Raw genomic sequence first — 15,729 nt, forward strand, 5'->3', positions numbered from 1 at the left:
CCATTCTTATTTTAATTTAGAATATTGGTTTTACTTTTTTTATTTGATCAAAGCATTTGGCATGAATTGCAACTCCCTCTTTGTACTCTTCCAGAGTCATTCCATACTTAGAAAACAGAGTACTGGCAATTACATTTGTTATTTTTGATTTGGTCTGTGGTCTATGCTTTTTCAATCTGTTTTTCTTTTGCATTTTTTTATTTTTTACGAAGCATAAAATGATGAATTGATTCGGTAATGTTTCATTCTTTCTCAAAAGAAGTTAAAAGCTTAATTCTTTCAATCGCCTCTTTATTTTCAAGGGCCACTTCAACCAAAGCTAGCAGAATGTCATTTCTAAAAATGGTTTTGTTTCTTACATTCCGGATTAAAGCTTTGTTTGGTGCTGTTTGTCCCTTTTTTTGTAAGTAGCAAATAGTTAAGTCGACGTATGTGGCGGGTAAGTGCTGGTCGATAAACTCATATGCTTTTGTATTGTGAGAATTATCTTCCTTTAAATTGTTATTTTTGATTAATTTTGACATATATTTGCTATTTATAATTTAATCTTTCTATTATTAATGTAAATGTAGGAAAAATATTATATTTTAAACGTATTTTAATGTTAAATGATGTATCCTGAATACACTTTATAATGATTTCAAATAATGACATATAACGAAAAATTAAGCACATTCTTTAGAGCTAAAGGATTGAAGCAAAAGGAGGTTGGTGAGATTTTAGGATTTAGCCCAGCTATGATTGGGAGATATTTTCACGGAACTGCCAGTATCGGATCTGAATTTTTATTGAGTTTAAGCAGAAACTTTCCTGATGTAGATTTAAACGACATGTTTGCTCCGGAAAATGGACAAGATACACTTAATGAACCTGCTGCAGTGTATGAGAAAAAAAACATTCTTAACGATTTACAAGAAATCGAAGAGCGTATTCACAAAATACGAGTACAGCTGGAAAATAAAAATTTTACAGAATAGATTAATGTTTTGGGATCTTAGCGTTTTCCTTAAAAGATTAAAAGTAAGAAAATATTTTTTTATTATCTAATCTTTTGTAACCATGTGTTTTAGCTTTTTTTTGTTAAATTTGATATAAGAATTTCTAGCAAAACCAAATAGCATGGAAAAATTAAAACGCCCAGTTTACGTAAAAGCTGGTACCGATGATTTTTTTAAAAAGTTGCGCACAGAAGTGAACGAGACTGTTTTACAAAATTCATCCTTGTACCTGTTGAACATTATTAAGTCTCTAGGACTTGTAATTCTCTATTTTTTATTTTACTCCTGTATTTTACTGTTCGGAAACAGTACTCCGTTATTATTTCTTTTTTATATTCTCTGTGGTATTACCATGATTGTGCTTTTTATAAATGCCTTTCATGATGCTGCACATGGGGCACTTTTTAAAAAAGCAGTGTATAATGAGCGGTTTATGTATATTCTGGAGCTTTTTGGAGGTAATCATTGGCTTTGGACCCGCAGACATATTAATCTTCATCATGCCTATCCAAATGTACCAGATTGGGATATTGATATTAAACAAAGTGATGTAATCAGGATTTTTCCAAATAGTCCGCTGTTTAATTATCACAAATATCAACACATTTATATGTGGATGATCTACCCGTTATACAGTTTGAATTGGATTTATATTCGTGATTTTAAAGACTTCTTTGGAAAGAAAAATAACTACGTAAAAAAAGTCGTAGACAAAATCCCTACAATTGAAGTTTATAAATTGTTTGCTGCAAAAATTATAAATCTGGGTTATATGCTTTTTATACCGATGTGGTTTTTAAATCAGCCTTGGTATATGATTTTAGGAGCCTGGTTTGCCATGCATTTGTGCGGAAGTGCTTTGGGTGTTGTGGCGCTGGTATCGACACATGTAGACGAAGATGCACATTTTCCCGGAACAGATGAAGAAGGACATCTTTCTGCTACATGGGCATTGCACCAAATGATTGTAACAAAAGATTTTAGTACTAACAGTAAACTGGCAAATTTTTTATACGGAGGTTTTACGCATCACGTTGCACATCATCTTTTTCCAGGTGTTGCTCATACCTATTATCCTTATATCACTCCAATAATTATGCGCTATGCAGAAGAATATGATCTTCCGTACACCTCATATCCATTTTATCATGCCGTACGCTCGCATTTCAGAATGCTTAGAGACAAAGGAGTTCAGGAGAATATCATGGCAATGGGAGAAATATAAACATGAAAAAGCGGTAAAAGACCGCTTTTTTTATCTCACATCTCACTTTTTACTTCTTACTTATTTCTTTTTCTTCCGGAATCTTTGCATTACTCATTTTAGTATTTAAATCTAGCAGAAGAGAGTCTTTCAGCACAATTTTAAAATTATCTTCAGCAAAAACAGTTAGTTTAGCTTCACTGAATTTGTAGATATTGATTTTGTTGTTTTTGGTATCAATAAACAAATCATAAGAGTAAGTACTGCAATCGTGTTGTTTGCAACCACTGGCATGCAAAATATCCCCTTGTTTGGTAAAAGGGGTTTCAGTATTCCAGTTTTTAACCATTTCGTCATAATCAGAACCCAGCAATGTTTTTAATCTTGGTGTAACACTGCTTTTTGATAAAAAGTTACTTCCAACCACACTTTTACCTACCAAAGTACTAAGTGTATCTAAAGGATGAGTTATAGTAGAATCTGATTTTAGCGATTCGGTAATAATCGATGTTGAATCAGTTGTTGGAACACTCTTAATGGCATCTTTTTTACAGGAAGAAAACATAAAAAGACTCAATGCAGCTATAAATAAATGTTTCGTTCTTTTCTTCATAAGATCTGAATTTTTGAATTAAATATTTGATTTATAAATTCTTATTAAGCTAATTTAATGAAAAAACATCAATTTATGGTGTGAAAACAAAAGGGAATTAAGATGTAATTGCGAAAAAAGAATGTCTTTTTTTAGCGAAAAACGTATCAAGTATTTTAAAAATGGCGAAATATAAAATAAGAGATTGCATTTTTTTGATTAATTTCAATTTTCAAATGAACCATCTTATGTTACAATTTTTCAAGACCACATTTCTTTTAGTTTCTCTTTTCTGTATCAATCTTTTAAATGCGCAGAATGAAGCGTATACAAGTCCGGTAAAACAAACAATTTCAGATACAACCTTTGTCAATTTAAAAGATTATAGCTCAGATTTTATATATGATATGAAATATGCGACCGAAGATAATTTTTTAAAAGCTAAAGTGTATGACTGTGCGGAATGTTTTTTGCGTTTAAAAACGGTTCAGGCATTGATTGCGGCAAATAATGATTTTAAGAAAAAAGGATTTAAAATAAAATTGTACGATTGTTACCGACCATTGTCAATACAGAAAAAAATGTGGGAGATTGTATCTAATCCTGAATACGTGGCAGATCCAAAAAAAGGCTCCATCCATAATAGAGGAGGAGCCGTAGATATTTCTTTAGTAGATCGTAATGGTAAAGAAGTGGATATGGGAACCGCTTTTGATTTCTTCGGAAGTAAAGCCAGTCATAATTATACAAATCTTTCAAAAGAAGTAAAATCAAACAGAAAGTTTCTAAAGAAAATAATGATCGAAAACGGTTTTAATTCTTTTGATTCTGAATGGTGGCACTACAACTTAAAAACAGGTTTAAAAGATAAAGTTTCCAATCAAAAATGGAAATGCGAATAATTATTCAACACATCTGATATTCTGAATAAAATAAGTATCAGGATTGGTTACTTTTCCGTTCATTTCAGAAGTTAATTCATTTTTAACGATATAATCTTCAATATCGGTAAGGTATTTAATTCGCATAAGCGATATTGGAGACTTTTTAAGTTCTTCAAAATTATCTTTCATAAACATGAAGATTCCTGTATTTACACGATTATCAAATTCCCCATTGTGTATTAGAGTTCCGCAGTTTTCCTGATTAATGTGCATTAAGGTTACTACTTTTCCGTTTTGTAATTGCAAAAAGACTCTTGAATTTTTGTCAAAACATTTCGCTTTTATAAAATCTTTGCTTTTTTGGATAAGCTGTAAATTTAATGTTGGCAAACCATCTGTTTGCGCCAGTGAAAAAAAGATATAATTTGAAGTTGCTCCAAAGTTTTTCTCACTCATTAAGTATTCGTTTGTTATTTTGTAACTACCAATAGAGTCAGTTACATTGGTACTGTATTCACATGGTTTTTGCGAAAATGCGGTAAGCGTTAATAGAAAAAAGGTTAGCGTAATTAGTTGTTTCATTTTTAAGTTATTTTTCTGCAAATTAAAACTATTTTGTTATCATTTTTATCAGTTGTAAAAAAACAATAAATATTTCCTCCATTTTTTATTTTCCACTTTTTTCGGATGTTTTCTACCGTTTCAGGAAAATTTCGGGTCGTAATATTGGCTTGCTTGTTTAAGAGCTCGGTTTTCATCTCGTTTTTACTAAACGCAATCCTCTTTTCGATTTCAAAAACTCTTCCCGGAAAATCAATTAAATCTTCTGAAGTATATAAATGAGAATGTTTATGAAGTTTATTTATTTTGAAACCCGAACTGACTTCGTCAAACCCACCGGATTTCATGATGGCAGCATTAGGTTCATAAAGATATTTCTGAGGCAAATGATACGATGGAAATTCACTTTCATTATCCAGAACAAAATCAAAAGTCTCCGTTTTTTCTTTTAGAATATTGGCTGTTTTTAAGGTAATTATGCCTTTATAATCTTTATGGATTTCAAAAAGCAATTCTTTTACTTCATTTTCCAGCGCAATAATATGAATGTTTTTAACGAACTTCAATTCAGATAAACCTGCAGAAATGTCCAATAAAGGAGCGGTTTTTATTAAAATGGAATTCGTTTTTTCAAAATAAAAATCTAAAGAATCAGGAACATTCGGCAAACAGTCTTTTAGCATAAAAACTTTGCCTTTTGCATCGTTTCTTCTGGACGGATCAATATAAATCCAATCCCATTTTATTTCAGATTCTTTTAGAATATTGGCAGAATCACCGGCATAACAAAAACAGTTTTTTACATTCAGTTGCTGTAAATTATGCTTTACAATCGAAGATAAATCTTCATTGATTTCACAATGCGCAACGGTTTTAAACTTTTTAGAAAAGTAATAATCATCTACTCCAAAACCTCCCGTAAGGTCAATTAAGGTTTCACCTTCAATTAAGGAAGATTTGTAAGCCGCCGTTTTTTCAGATGAGGTTTGTTCAACAGAAATTTTACTTGGATAAATAATATTCTCAGTAGAAAACCAGGTTGGCAGTTTCTCTTTTGCCTTTGCTTTGGCTTCAATCTGATTTAAAATCAAAATCCAGTCTACTTCGGGAAAAGGATTTTTCTGAAGCGCTAATTTTGTAATTGATGCACCACAATTTTGAGAGATAAAATCCTGAATATTCTGGTGCAGAATTGAAGTGTTCAATGTTAAATTCTTTCGGTTAATACGGAGACAATTTTGTTGTCAGGAAAAAATTCTTTTAAAATTACTTTCACCATTGTAAAAACCGGAATGGCAATAATCATTCCCACAATTCCAAAGGTTATACCACTGATTAAAGTAACTAAGAATATTTCTAACGGGTGCGAATTTACACTTTTTGATGAAATTATTGGCTGACTAATATTATTATCAATTGCCTGTACCAATAAAAATCCAATGATTACATAAATTGTCGTAGGTAAAATTTCTGATTGAAAATCTTTACCAATTAAACTAATCATCGTTAAAATCCCAGCTAATATAGTTCCGATAATTGGACCAATATAAGGTATAACGTTTAAGATGGCACACAAAAAGGCAATCACAAAAGCATTTTGATTTCCAAAAATCATTAAGACAATTAGATATAGAATAAAAACTACGGTTAATTGTAAAAGTAAGCCTATAAAATAGCGGGTTAAGAAATGATTTATCTTGGCAATTGAGTTTAAAATTTTATCCTCGTTGGTATCGGGAAGAATTTTTCTCGCACTTACTTTAAAGGAGTCCTGATCTTTAATGAAGAAAAAAGTGATAAAGAAAACAGAAACTAATCCCATTCCCATATCAGCCATAAAACCTAAGATTGAGTTTAGAAAACCGGTAAAATAAGTGAAATCTATTATAGAAGTGATCTTAGAATCTTTTAAAACTTTATTTAAATCGACATGCTGAATATTGAAATAAGTTTCAATACTACGTTCTGTCTGAATAAATTGATTTTGTAAATTATTGGTGTCCAATAAAGATAAGTTATTAGCCTGAGAAATTATTAAGGGCACAAATAATAGTATAAACCCAACTATTGCAAATATAAACAAGATAAGTGCCGTTGTAGCCGCCAGCGAATTACTGAATTTTAATTTATTTTTTAAAAACTGTACTAAAGGATTCGCGATCAAACACAGTATTAGTGAGATACACAAGTAAACGATCACGGTTTGTATTTCATACAGAAAATATAAAATGATTGCGATAACAAGTATTGAAGCTAAAGCTCTTAAAATTCCGTTTGAAATAATTTTCGAAGTTATCATATTTTAGTTTTAGAGCATAAATATAGGAAAAAGCTTTGAAAATTTTTATTCAAACAAAAAAAAGCGAGATGTTTAACATCTCGCTTTTATATGGATTTCTCTAGCTGTTATTGAGCAAAAGAATATCTTGCGCCTCCACTTGTAAAAATTGCAGAAATTCTGCTTTTTTGACCGTTTGAGAACATGTACATTGCATTGTCGTCTACATAATCCATATAGTTCATTGTCATTTCAACCGGAGTTCCTGAACAAGTACTGTAGTGAGGATAAGCTGGTACACCATAGTTAGCAGTATTATGAGTTGGAGTATCAGCTACTAAATCGCTTCCGCAAGTTGCATCTCCCCAAATGTGACGTAAATTCATCCAGTGACCCACTTCGTGAGTAGCAGTTCTTCCTAAGTTGTAAGGAGCACTTGCAGAACCAGACAAACCAAAGTATTTAGAGTCAATTACAACTCCATCTGTCGCAGAAGCTCCTCCAGGAAATTGAGCATAACCTAAAATTCCACCTCCAATAGTACAAGCCCACATGTTAAGCTTAGTAGTAGGAGAAGTTGGTGCTAGACCACCTTGTGCCGTTTTTTTCATGGCATCATTTGTTCCCCAAGAAGTTTTTGTAGTCGATTTTCTAATTACCTGATCTAGTACAAATGTAATTCCAACATTAGCTTTTACACCTGCAAAAAGTGCCGGAACACTATTGTAATCAGAATTTAGGGCATTAAAATCTTTGTTTAAAACATCAATCTGAGATTGAATTTGTGCGTTTGAGATATTCTCTGCTGTTGTTTTGTACAAAACGTTTACAACAACCGGAATTTCAATTTTACCGTTTACTAAACGACCTGTCATCAGTTGTTTATTTGTAAAAGCTTCAATTTCATTCATTCTGATTGCCAACATTGGATCAGCTTTTAATTGAGCTTCTAAAACATCCTGGCTTGCGCAAGTACGGAGAGTTGCTTTTGCGGCTGCTTCAGAGTTTGAACCGTCTGTTTGGTCGTTTTGACAAGAAAACAGCACTAATGCTGTAAATGCGGTAATAAAAATTTTTTTCATAATAATTTGGGTTTTTGTTATAAAAAATTATAATTGGTTAATTATGTGGCAATTTTATAACAAAAATATTTTGTAGAAAAATATTACAAAGATTATTTTGTGAGAAATTTTACAATCCCTTACAAACATTGATTCCTACAAAAATTGACTAAAAAATATTAATAAGTTTTTTCTTTCTTATTGTTTTTTTTAATGCATTACGTCTTGATTATTTGTAGTTTATCGATTTTTTTGTGTCAGCTGAATCAATAAATTGGTCGTGTAAATGAAAATAAACGGTTTTAAAAGTGCTTTTACAAAGATGTAATCTCATAAAGTGCAATACTCGCGGCTTGAACCACATTCATACTGCTGTTTTTGCCAAACATATTGATATGCACTATTTGATGTGAAAGTTTTAGCAGTTCTTCAGATATTCCATTAATCTCGCTTCCAAGTACAAGGGCGATTTTTTTGTTTTCGGGAATAATAACTTCTTTTAAAGGTTTGCTGTTACTTGCAATTTCAAGGGCAATAACTTCAAAGTTGTTATCTTGCAGATAAGATACAACATCAGAAGTTTCTTCAATAATAGTGTGCGGTACATGAAGATGCGTACTGCGTGAGGTTTTGTTAATTTTTCTGGGTGTCAGCGGAATATCTTTTCCGAAAAAGATAATATTTTCAACTCCAAAAGCTTCACTTATTCTAAATATTGAACCAATATTTTGCTGAAAGTAAATGTGATCGCAAACCAGAGTTATTGGAAAAGTTTTTCTTTCAAATTGATTTTCGTCGTGAGTAAGCTGCACTTTGGTCGTTATTAATTGGTAAAAATATAATTGATAATATTGGCGCCCATTTTTAAGGCTCTGTCTCTTACATTCACAGGATCGTTGTGAACTTCCGGATCTTCCCAGCCATCACCCAAATCGCATTCGTACGTATATAAAAGAACCAATTTGTTTTCTACAAAAATTCCGAATGCCTGAGCACGCGTACCGTCGTGTTCGTGAATTTTCGGTAATCCGTTTGGAAAAGGATACGGTTTTTGAAAAATAGGATGATTGGCAGGAATTTCGATTAAGTTATTATTAGGAAATATTTTTTTAATCTCTTTTCGAATATATTGATCCATTCCATAATTATCATCAATATGAAGAAAACCTCCCGCAGTAAGATAATTTCTTAGATTGGTAACATCAGAATCACTGAAAACAACATTTCCGTGTCCCGTCATATGTACAAAAGGATACGAAAGTAAATCAGGATTACTTGGCTCAACTGTTGATGGTTTTGCTTTAATTCGGGTATTGATATTCGAATTGCAAAAACGAATTAAGTTGGGCAATGAAGTTGGATTTGCATACCAGTCACCGCCACCGCTGTATTTTAGTAAAGCGATTTCTTGTGAAAAAGAAGAAACAGAAAGCAATAAAAACAAATAGAATATTTTTTTCATAATCAATGTTTTGTCATTTCGACGTAAGGAGAAACCGCAATAGTAATTCCGTTATCAATATCAAGCTTTGTCAAAGTTTAAAACTTTGACAAAGCTTATAAACTAGTTTGATGTTTCATTAAAAAAAACAACGCTATGGCAAGCTACAACTGCCGCAGTTTCTGTTCGTAAACGTGTATTCCCTAAAGTTACCGGCTGAAAATTATTTTCTAAGGCAAGAGCAATTTCTTTTTCAGAGAAATCACCTTCAGGGCCAATTAATAAGGTAACATTTTCGTTAGGCTTTAAAACTTCTTTCAATGATTTTTTATCTGTTTCTTCGCAATGCGCGATTAACTGTAAACCTTCGTTTTTTTGTTTAATGAATTCTTTAAACGAAATTGCTTCATTTAATTTTGGAAGGAAAGTTTCATTAGATTGTTTCATTGCCGACAATATGATTTTTTCAAAACGGTCAGCATTGATTACTTTTCGTTCCGATCTGTCGCAGAAAATAGGTGTTATTTCCTGAATTCCAATTTCAGTTGCTTTTTCCAGAAACCATTCAAAACGATCATTCATTTTGGTTGGTGCAACAGCCAGATGCAAGCGGAATTTTGGTTCAGGCGATTTTGTAATAGAAAGTATTCTAACAATACATTTATTGTCTGAAGCCAATGTAATTTCAGTTTCAAACAATAGCCCTAAACCATTTGTAACATGTAAAATATCAGAGTCTTTTTTGCGTAAAACTTTTATTATATGACGGCTTTCTTCTTTATCAAAAGAAAAAGTTTCGGTAGTTTCGTCTATATCGGGATTGTAAAATAACTGCATAAATTAAAATTGAATTCGCGCTTTAGAAACTACAGAAGAATCTTCAAAACGACTTGATAAATATTTCTGATAACCCACAATTCCTATCATTGCAGCATTATCTGTAGTGTATTCAAACTTAGGAACAAAAGTTTTCCAGCCAAATTTGCCTTCGCTTTCTTTCAGTCGGGTTCTGATGCCTGAATTTGCAGAAACTCCTCCGCCAATGGCAATTTGTTTAATTCCGGTTTCTTTGACGGCCAGTTTTAATTTATCCATCAAAATTTCAATAATAGTATATTGAATAGAAGCACAAATATCATTCAGGTTTTCTTCGATGAAATTTGGATTCTCTAGTTTATTCTTCTGAATGAAATATAAAATGGCAGTTTTTAATCCTGAGAAACTAAAATCCAACCCTGGAACTTTAGGTTTTGTAAAGGTAAAAGCTTTCGGATTTCCTTCTTTTGCATGTTTATCAATCAGTGGACCTCCGGGATAAGGAAGTCCCAGAATTTTGGCACTTTTATCAAAAGCTTCTCCAACCGCATCATCAGTGGTTTCACCAATAATTTCCATATCAAAAAAGCTGTTTACTTTTACGATTTGAGTATGTCCGCCACTAATTGTTAAAGCTAAAAAAGGAAATTCAGGTTTGTCAAAACCTTCTTCATCTATAAAATGAGCTAAAATATGTGCATGCATGTGATTTACAGCAATAAGCGGAATCTTTAAGGCAAGCGATAACGATTTACTAAAAGAACTTCCTACCAATAAAGAGCCCATTAAGCCTGGACCTTGCGTAAAAGCAATGGCAGTTAGCTGTTCTTTTTGTACATTTGCTTTGCGAAGTGCCGCATCAATTACAGGAACAATATTTTGCTGATGTGCTCTGGAAGCTAATTCCGGAACAACACCTCCATATTGATTATGAATTAACTGATTGGCTACAACATTTGAGAGTACTTTGTCGTTATGTAAAACCGCGGCGGCAGTGTCGTCGCAGGAACTTTCGATGGCAAGAATAAAAACCTCTGAATTTTGCATATAAAGGCACAAATTTTGAATTATATTTGACAAATCAAATTATTACATTTATTTGATTGTAAAGAGAAGCCAAAATTAAAGAATTTTTATCAAAAACAGGCGTTCTTTGCCTGTTCAAAATTATTATAAAAGAAAACTAAAATAAAGCAGCTATCAGAAAAGTAAAGAAAATAGTATCCAGAACCTTAATTGGGTTAATTTTACTTTTGTTAGCTCTTGCTATCATACTGTCTTTGCCTGTCGTTCAGACAAAGATTGCGCGATACGCTACAGACTCGCTTCGAGAAGATTTTAATGCTAACATTACAGTAGGTAAAGTGGCCATCAATATTTTTGGTGGTGTAAAACTAAAAGACGTATTGATTCTTGATCATCATAAAAAAGTGATGATAGCGTCTGAGATTATTAATACAGATATCTTGAGTTTTAAAAGATTAATGGATGGCGATTTGATTTTTGGGGATCTTCGTTTAACGGGCTTGATCTTTAATTTAAAAACCTATAAAAACGAAGACGAAAACAATATTAATAAGTTTGTTAAATTGTTTGAAACGGGAAAACCATCTAAATCAAAGAAACATTTTTTACTGACTGCGCGAAATGCGTATATTTCAAAAGGATTCTTTTCTGTTGTTGATGAAAATAAAACAACGCCTAAATTTCTGGAGTTTACAAAGTTAAATGCTTATATAAGTGAATTTAAACTTTATGGGCCTGATGTAAATACGACCATTCACCGATTTTCATTTCAGGATCACCGTGGTCTTTATGTTTCTAATTTTGCCGGAAAATTCAGTTATACCAAAAAGCAAATTAAAGTTGAAAATTTGGCTATTAAAACCAAAAGATCTTCAATCTATGGTTATGCAATCTTAAATTATAAAGTAGAAGATTTTCTTCATTTTACAGATAAAGTAAAATTTGATGTTGCTCTTGATTCGGCTTCAATCGCATCAAACGATATACGATATTTTTATGACGGATTAGGTAAAAATCAGCATTTTAAAATCAAAACTAAATTAAAAGGGCCGTTAAATAATCTAAACTTGCATAGTTTAAGATTAAGTGATACCAATGGTTCAAGAATTGTCGGGAATATTAACTTCAAGAATCTTCTTGGGGATAAAACGCAAAAGTTCTCGATGGAAGGAAAGTTTGATAAACTTGTTTCCAGTTATGATAATCTGGTTGTTTTATTGCCAAATGTTTTGGGCAAGAAACTTCCAAAAGAACTTCAGAAAATTGGGAAGTTTAATATGGCCGGTAAAGCAAAAGTTTCTGTAACTGCGTTGGAAGCAGTTTTTAAAATGCAAACCGATTTAGGTAACGGAGAGGCTGATGTTCATTTAAATAATATGGATTTTATTGACAAGGCTTCTTATTCGGGGAATATTATTCTGGATAATTTTAATGTAGGAGCTTTATTAGGAAGAAAAGATATTGGAAAAACAACATTAAATATAGATGTTGATGGTGTTGGTTTTACCGAAAAATATCTGAACACAATTATAAAAGGGGATATAGCTAAATTAGATTATAATAATTACACCTATAATAATATAGTAGTTAACGGGAATTTTAAATTACCTTATTATAAAGGTCAGGTTTCTGTAAACGACCCAAATTTAAGTCTGACTTTTGATGGTCTGGTAGATTTAAGCAAACGCGAAAGCAAATATGATTTTCATATTAATGTAGAAAATGCCGATTTACGTAAACTGAAATTCATAAATGATTCGATTTCTCATTTTAACGGAGATGCGGTTGTTCAGGTATCCGGAAACTCAATTGAGAACCTTCAGGGGAATATTTATATTAAAGATGCGGTTTATCAAAATCCAAAATCAACTTACGCTTTTGATGAAATTACAATTAATTCAAATTTTGACGAAGATCGATTACGTACCATTACAATAAGTTCTGCGGATGTTGTAAAGGGGAACATTGTTGGGAAATTCCGCTTTGATCAATTGGATAAGTTGGTAATGAATTCCGTTGGAAGTCTTTATACCAACTACAAACCTTATAAAGTCAAAAAAGGGCAGTTTCTTCGCTTTAATTTTCATGTTTACGATAAAGTTGTCGAAATGCTTTATCCGGAAATCAATATTGACTCGTCAACTGTTGTTCGTGGAAAAATAGATTCAGATTTACAAGAGTTTAAGTTTAGATTTAATTCTCAGAAAATAACGGCAGCAAAGAATACATTTGATAATATCCGTATTAATATCGATAATAAAAATACGCTATATAATGCTTATGTAGAATTAGATAGTATTAAAACTCCCTATTATAAAATAAGGGATTTTAATTTAATTAACGTAACGGCAAATGATACCTTGTATGTTCGTTCTGAATTTAAAGGAGGAGACAAAGGGGAAGATTATTTCAATCTCGATTTATTTCACACTATAGATAAAAACAAGAATAATATCGTCGGGATTAAAAAATCGGAGATGAAGTTTAAAGATTATTTATGGTATTTAAATGAAAATGCAGAAAAAGACAATCAAATTGTTTTTGACCAGTTCTTTAAAAATTTCACCATAGATAATATTGTTTTATCGCATGAGGATCAGAAAATTGATTTGAATGGGGTAATAAAAGGAAAAGATTATAAAGATCTCGTCCTTAATTTTGAAAATGTAGATATTAATAAAATTACGCCTGTAAATTCCAAGTTTGTTTTTGATGGTAATTTGAACGGAAATGTAAATTACAAACAAAATAAAGATGTATATCAACCAACTGCGTCAGTAGTAATTGATCATCTTGTTATGAATAAAACCGAATTAGGAACTTTAAATTTTGATATTTCAGGTGATGAAAGTTTTAAAAAGTTTACGATAAACTCTTCAATTCAAAACGGGTTTACAGAATCATTTAAAGCAAACGGAACTTTTGCTATAGAAAATAAAGAAACATTCCTGGATCTGAATTTAAAGCTCGAAGGATTTAATCTGGCAACTTTAGGCACTGTTGGAGGAGAGGTTATATCGAATGTAAGAGGTTCTGTTTCCGGTAATGCAGCGGTTGTCGGGAATATCAAAAAACCTGAAATTAACGGAAGGTTATATGTTGAGAAAGCCGGAATGACGATTCCGTACCTGAATACGGATTATGAATTAAGCGACCGAACTGTTATTGATTTAACGGATGAAAAATTCTTATTTAGAAATAATCAGTTAACGGATACTAAATACGGTACAAAAGGATTATTGAACGGAACTATTGAGCATCATAATTTTGGCGACTGGAAACTCGATTTAAATATCACTTCTAAACGATTATTGGCACTGGATACCAAGGACAGTGAAGATGCAGCTTATTTTGGTACTGCGTTTATCAACGGTACTGCAAGTATTAAAGGACCAACTGATGGTTTGTTTATTAAGGTTGATGCAAAATCCGAGAAAGGTACAGAAGTTAAGATTCCTATTAATAATGCCCAAAGTGTTGGGGAAAGTAGCTGGATTCATTTTGTGACACCAAAAGAAAAATATAATTTAGAAAACGGTATTGTCGAAAAAACCAGAAATTACAATGGACTTGAGTTAGAGTTTGATTTTGATATTACCCCGGATGCCGAAGTGGAAGTTATCCTGGATCGTAATTCGGGTCACGGTATGAAAGGTAAAGGGTATGGTTCATTGCTATTTAAAATTAATACATTAGGTAAGTTTAATATGTGGGGAGATTTCCAGGCATATGAAGGAACTTATAACTTTAAATACGGCGGATTAATCGATAAGAAATTTGCAGTAAAAAAAGGGGGATCTATTATTTGGGAAGGAAACCCAATGAAAGCGCAGCTGAATTTGGAAGCCATTTATAAAACTTCTGCAAATCCTGCCGTACTTCTGGAGAATTCTTCATTTAATAAAAAGGTTCCGGTTGAAGTGGTTATTGGTTTGCGCGGAGATTTAACCAGTCCTGATCCTAATTTTGATATTCAGTTTCCATCTGTAAGTAATGTTTTAAAGTCTGAAATTCAATATAAACTGGATGATAAAGATGTTCGTCAGACACAAGCTTTGTATTTGCTTTCTACAGGTTCGTTTATGAGTCCTGATGGATTTAATCAAAGTGACTTGTCCGGAACATTTGCCGAGACCGCAGCTAGCTTATTAGGAGGTATTATAAAGTCAGACAGTGATAAGTTTAATATCGATTTGAACTTTATATCTGCAGATAAGAGAATTGGTCAGGAAGCCGATGGTCAGTTTGTGGCTAATATTTCCTCTCAGATTAATGAAAAGATATCTATCAACGGGAAAGTGGGTGTTCCGGTTGGAGGAGTTAATGAATCAGCCATCGTTGGAGATATCGAGATATTATATCGTGTAAACGAAGACGGATCGATGAACCTTAGATTGTTTAATAAAGAAAATGATATTAATTATATAGGACAAGGAGTTGGTTATACACAAGGAGTTGGTATTTCGTATGAAGTCGATTTTGATACTTTCAGTGAACTGGTAAATAAACTCTTTAAAAGCCATAAATTAGAAAGAACGATCAAGAAATCAACAGATGATATACAAGATTCTAATTTAAATCCTGACTATATTAACTTCAGTAGTAAAAAAGACAAAGACAAGGATAAAAAGACTCCTGAAAAGAAAGAAGAGGAGAAAAAGCCTGTTCCACAAAATAATCAGGGTCTGATTCCTGATAACGACGATTTTTAAGCAATTGTTAAAAAAGTAGTAAATCTAAAACCATTATTCTCATAATGGTTTTTTTTGTGCTAATTTTAGATGTTTGAACTTTTTTTGCGAAATGAAGACTTCCTCACAATTTTATAACACTTCATTTATGTATTGTTAATTTTAAGGATTTAATTA

At 32.1% G+C, this 15,729-nt stretch carries 15 protein-coding genes; 4 read left to right on the forward strand and 11 right to left on the reverse strand.

Annotated features, from left to right (window positions below):
* Positions 1 to 16 precede the first annotated feature (16 nt).
* The gene (locus KHA98_RS12570; protein ID WP_213258277.1) at positions 17 to 193 is read right to left on the reverse strand and encodes a hypothetical protein; all 177 of its coding nucleotides are present in this window, start codon (positions 191 to 193) and stop codon (positions 17 to 19) included.
* Between the two features lie 49 nt (positions 194 to 242).
* A complete protein-coding gene (locus tag KHA98_RS12575) occupies positions 243 to 524 on the reverse strand; it encodes a hypothetical protein (protein ID WP_213258278.1) in 282 nt (93 codons plus the stop codon).
* Positions 525 to 647: 123 nt separating this feature from the next.
* Between KHA98_RS12575 and KHA98_RS12580 the strand changes: the two genes are divergently transcribed.
* Together KHA98_RS12580 and KHA98_RS12585 are read left to right on the forward strand one after the other, a co-directional pair.
* Positions 648 to 977 (forward strand): helix-turn-helix domain-containing protein, encoded by a 330-nt coding sequence (locus KHA98_RS12580; RefSeq protein WP_213258279.1) that lies wholly within the window; start codon positions 648 to 650, stop codon positions 975 to 977.
* Positions 978 to 1,119: 142 nt separating this feature from the next.
* Positions 1,120 to 2,223, forward strand: a complete 1,104-nt coding sequence (locus KHA98_RS12585) for a fatty acid desaturase family protein (RefSeq protein WP_213258280.1) — start codon at positions 1,120 to 1,122, stop codon at positions 2,221 to 2,223.
* Positions 2,224 to 2,272: 49 nt separating this feature from the next.
* Here the strand turns inward: KHA98_RS12585 and KHA98_RS12590 are convergent, their stop codons facing one another.
* Positions 2,273 to 2,815 carry a hypothetical protein gene (locus tag KHA98_RS12590; protein ID WP_213258281.1) on the reverse strand — a complete coding sequence of 181 codons (543 nt, stop codon included), beginning with the start codon at positions 2,813 to 2,815 and terminating at the stop codon, positions 2,273 to 2,275.
* A 227-nt stretch (positions 2,816 to 3,042) separates the two neighbouring features.
* Here KHA98_RS12590 and KHA98_RS12595 point away from each other — a divergent pair, with 227 nt between their 5' ends.
* The gene (locus KHA98_RS12595) at positions 3,043 to 3,696 is read left to right on the forward strand and encodes a M15 family metallopeptidase (RefSeq protein ID WP_213258282.1); all 654 of its coding nucleotides are present in this window, start codon (positions 3,043 to 3,045) and stop codon (positions 3,694 to 3,696) included.
* On the opposite strand, the gene KHA98_RS12600 is transcribed toward KHA98_RS12595, so the two are convergent.
* From KHA98_RS12600 to tsaD, 8 genes are all read right to left on the reverse strand, one after another.
* A complete protein-coding gene (locus KHA98_RS12600) occupies positions 3,697 to 4,260 on the reverse strand; it encodes a hypothetical protein (protein WP_213258283.1) in 564 nt (187 codons plus the stop codon).
* 2 nt (positions 4,261 to 4,262) lie between these two features.
* Positions 4,263 to 5,444: a THUMP-like domain-containing protein gene (locus KHA98_RS12605; RefSeq protein ID WP_213258284.1), complete on the reverse strand. Its 1,182-nt coding sequence runs from the start codon at positions 5,442 to 5,444 to the stop codon at positions 4,263 to 4,265.
* Positions 5,445 to 5,446: 2 nt separating this feature from the next.
* A complete protein-coding gene (locus tag KHA98_RS12610; protein WP_213258285.1) occupies positions 5,447 to 6,538 on the reverse strand; it encodes an AI-2E family transporter in 1,092 nt (363 codons plus the stop codon).
* 107 nt (positions 6,539 to 6,645) lie between these two features.
* Positions 6,646 to 7,599 (reverse strand): zinc metalloprotease, encoded by a 954-nt coding sequence (locus tag KHA98_RS12615; RefSeq protein ID WP_213258286.1) that lies wholly within the window; start codon positions 7,597 to 7,599, stop codon positions 6,646 to 6,648.
* Between the two features lie 293 nt (positions 7,600 to 7,892).
* Positions 7,893 to 8,390, reverse strand: coding sequence for a TrmH family RNA methyltransferase (locus KHA98_RS12620; protein WP_213258287.1), 498 nt, complete (start codon positions 8,388 to 8,390; stop codon positions 7,893 to 7,895).
* 11 nt (positions 8,391 to 8,401) lie between these two features.
* Positions 8,402 to 9,040, reverse strand: coding sequence for a DUF4159 domain-containing protein (locus KHA98_RS12625; protein ID WP_213258288.1), 639 nt, complete (start codon positions 9,038 to 9,040; stop codon positions 8,402 to 8,404).
* A gap of 102 nt (positions 9,041 to 9,142) precedes the next feature.
* The gene (locus KHA98_RS12630) at positions 9,143 to 9,856 is read right to left on the reverse strand and encodes a 16S rRNA (uracil(1498)-N(3))-methyltransferase (protein ID WP_213258289.1); all 714 of its coding nucleotides are present in this window, start codon (positions 9,854 to 9,856) and stop codon (positions 9,143 to 9,145) included.
* Between the two features lie 3 nt (positions 9,857 to 9,859).
* A complete protein-coding gene (gene tsaD, locus KHA98_RS12635) occupies positions 9,860 to 10,882 on the reverse strand; it encodes a tRNA (adenosine(37)-N6)-threonylcarbamoyltransferase complex transferase subunit TsaD (protein ID WP_213258290.1) in 1,023 nt (340 codons plus the stop codon).
* Between the two features lie 206 nt (positions 10,883 to 11,088).
* On the opposite strand from tsaD, the gene KHA98_RS12640 reads away from it, so the two are divergent.
* Positions 11,089 to 15,573, forward strand: a complete 4,485-nt coding sequence (locus tag KHA98_RS12640) for a translocation/assembly module TamB domain-containing protein (protein ID WP_246522310.1) — start codon at positions 11,089 to 11,091, stop codon at positions 15,571 to 15,573.
* The last annotated feature ends 156 nt before the right edge of the window (positions 15,574 to 15,729 follow it).

This window comes from Flavobacterium branchiicola, assembly GCF_018383905.1.
In the GTDB taxonomy this organism is placed as follows: Bacteria; Bacteroidota; Bacteroidia; order Flavobacteriales; family Flavobacteriaceae; genus Flavobacterium; species Flavobacterium branchiicola.

Bases quoted from the DNA above. Each gene is read 5' to 3' on its own strand.
- KHA98_RS12580 (WP_213258279.1), top strand. From the start codon at position 648: ATGACATATAACGAAAAATTAAGCACATTCTTTAGAGCTAAAGGATTG.
- KHA98_RS12630 (WP_213258289.1), bottom strand. From the start codon at position 9,856: ATGCAGTTATTTTACAATCCCGATATAGACGAAACTACCGAAACTTTT.
- KHA98_RS12625 (WP_213258288.1), bottom strand. From the start codon at position 9,040: ATGAAAAAAATATTCTATTTGTTTTTATTGCTTTCTGTTTCTTCTTTT.
- KHA98_RS12575 (WP_213258278.1), bottom strand. From the start codon at position 524: ATGTCAAAATTAATCAAAAATAACAATTTAAAGGAAGATAATTCTCAC.
- KHA98_RS12610 (WP_213258285.1), bottom strand. From the start codon at position 6,538: ATGATAACTTCGAAAATTATTTCAAACGGAATTTTAAGAGCTTTAGCT.
- KHA98_RS12595 (WP_213258282.1), top strand. From the start codon at position 3,043: ATGTTACAATTTTTCAAGACCACATTTCTTTTAGTTTCTCTTTTCTGT.
- KHA98_RS12585 (WP_213258280.1), top strand. From the start codon at position 1,120: ATGGAAAAATTAAAACGCCCAGTTTACGTAAAAGCTGGTACCGATGAT.
- KHA98_RS12615 (WP_213258286.1), bottom strand. From the start codon at position 7,599: ATGAAAAAAATTTTTATTACCGCATTTACAGCATTAGTGCTGTTTTCT.
- KHA98_RS12600 (WP_213258283.1), bottom strand. From the start codon at position 4,260: ATGAAACAACTAATTACGCTAACCTTTTTTCTATTAACGCTTACCGCA.
- KHA98_RS12570 (WP_213258277.1), bottom strand. From the start codon at position 193: ATGCAAAAGAAAAACAGATTGAAAAAGCATAGACCACAGACCAAATCA.
- KHA98_RS12590 (WP_213258281.1), bottom strand. From the start codon at position 2,815: ATGAAGAAAAGAACGAAACATTTATTTATAGCTGCATTGAGTCTTTTT.
- tsaD (WP_213258290.1), bottom strand. From the start codon at position 10,882: ATGCAAAATTCAGAGGTTTTTATTCTTGCCATCGAAAGTTCCTGCGAC.